Origin of the sequence: Pseudonocardia sp. SID8383 (assembly GCF_009864975.1) — a bacterium.
GTDB lineage: Bacteria > Actinomycetota > Actinomycetes > Mycobacteriales > Pseudonocardiaceae > Pseudonocardia > Pseudonocardia alni.
In genome coordinates, this window is record NZ_WWFY01000088.1 from 1 (window position 1) to 2,022 (window position 2,022).

The following is a 2,022-nucleotide window of genomic DNA, read 5'->3' on the forward strand; positions in this document are numbered from 1 at the left end:
GGCGGGCGGGAACTGATGGTCTACGCGCCGCCGCGCCCCCGGCCGCGGGGGCAGGGTCCGCGGGGCGGTCGGCGCCGGCCCCCGGCCGACGACCCGCGGTTCCGGCTACGCCTGGCCTGGGTGGCGCTGGCCGCCCTGCTGCTGGTGTCCGGGGCGAAGCTCGTCGTCGTCCAGACGGTGCAGGCGGGCACGCTGACCGCGGACGCGGAGAAGCAGCGCGCCAGCCGGATCGTCATCCCGGCCGAGCGCGGCGCGATCAGCGACCGCAACGGCGCCGTGCTGGCGTTCTCCACCGAGTCCAAGGCGCTCGTCACCAACCCGCGCCTGATCAACTCCACCAAGGGCGCGGACGCGGTCGCCTACAAGAACCGGATGGCCGACGCCGTCGCCGCGGTGACCCACGGCGACCCCGAGGAGCTGAAGCGGGCGCTGAACAGCGACCGCGGTTACGTCGTGATGGCCACCGCGGTCGACCCCGGGCCCGCCCGTGACCTCCGGACGCAGTTCCCGGAGATCGCCGAGGAGAGCCGCGAGGCGCGCCAGTACCCCAACGGGACGCTGGCCTCGAACATCATCGGCGCCGCGACCTGGAGCGCCGACGCGCAGAAGCTGATCGGCCGGATCGGCCTGGAGTCCTCCGACGACGAACTGCTCGCCGGTCGCGACGGCTTCCAGATCGCCGACACCGCCGAGGGCAGCGGCACCGTCATCCCCGGCAGCGTGCGCTCCGAGCAGGCCGCGGTGTCCGGCTCCGACGTGCAGCTGACGATCGACTCCGACCTGCAGTTCCAGGTGCAGCGGATGCTCGCCGACTACGCGGGCCGCGCCGAGGCGCGCAGCGGCTCGGCCGTCGTCCTCGACCGGGCCACCGGGCAGGTGCTCGCGCTCGCCGACAACACCTCGTTCGACCCGGCCCAGCTGCTGTCCGCGGACCCGAACTCGCTGGGCAACAAGGGCGTCACCACGCCCTTCGAGCCCGGCTCGGTCAACAAGGTCGTCACCATGGCCGCCGCACTGGAGGCCGGCGTCGCCAAGCCCGACGACGTGCTCGACGTGCCCGGCAGCATCGAAGTCGCCGACCGCACGATCAAGGACGCCTGGGCGCACGGCGTCGACCGCTACACGCTGACCGGCGTGCTGGCGAAGTCCTCCAACGTCGGCACCCTGATGACCGCGCAGAAGGTCGGCGAGGACCGCTTCTCGGACATGCTCGCGAAGATGGGCATCGGGCAGAAGACCGGTGTCGGGCTGCCCGGCGAGAGCGGCGGACGGGTCCCGGCCCGCGCGACCTGGTCCGGCTCCACCTTCGGCAACCTGCCGATCGGGCAGGGCCTGTCGATGACCGTGCTGCAGATGGCCGGGATGTACCAGGCCATCGCCAACGACGGCGTCCGGGTCCCGCCGCGGATCGTCGCCGCGACGACCGGCCCGGACGGCGTCCGGGTGCCGACCGAGGCGCCCGAGCCGGTACAGGTGATGTCGCCGCAGACCGCGCAGACCCTGCGGACGATGCTCACCGCCGTCACCCAGAAGGCGCACGGCCAGTCCGGCACCGGGCCCGCCGCCGCGGTGCCCGGCTACGAGGTGGCGGGCAAGACCGGCACCGCCCAGCAGGTGGACCCGGCGACCGGGGCCTACTCGCGCTCCCAGTACTGGATCACCTTCGCCGGGATGCTCCCGGCCCAGGACCCGCGGTTCGTGATCGGGATCATGCTCGACGCCCCGAAGGGCGGGACGAGCGCGGCGCCGCTGTTCCACGACATCGCCTCCTACCTGGCCCAGCGCGACGCCGTGCCGGTCCAGACCGCGCCGCAGCCGGTGCAGACCCTGCAGATCCGGTGACGGCGCGGCCGGGTGCGGTCCGGCTGCGTCGGACGGTCCCGGCCGCTGCCCACCCGTACGGGGCTCGGCCGGGCCGCCGTGCACCCCGCCCGACGAGCCGCCCACCGGCCCGGAACCTGCGCCGGATGGCCGTATCCGGCTCGTCGGACGGCCGTGTGCCGGTCGTCGTTCCGCCGCCCG

At 74.3% G+C, this 2,022-nt stretch carries 1 protein-coding gene; it reads left to right on the forward strand.

The window, feature by feature from the left end; translation table 11 throughout:
• On the forward strand, positions 1–1,842 hold a 1,842-nt coding region (locus GTW08_RS02135), incomplete at its 5' end, for a penicillin-binding protein 2 (RefSeq protein WP_346009836.1).
• Positions 1,843–2,022: the final 180 nt, after the last annotated feature.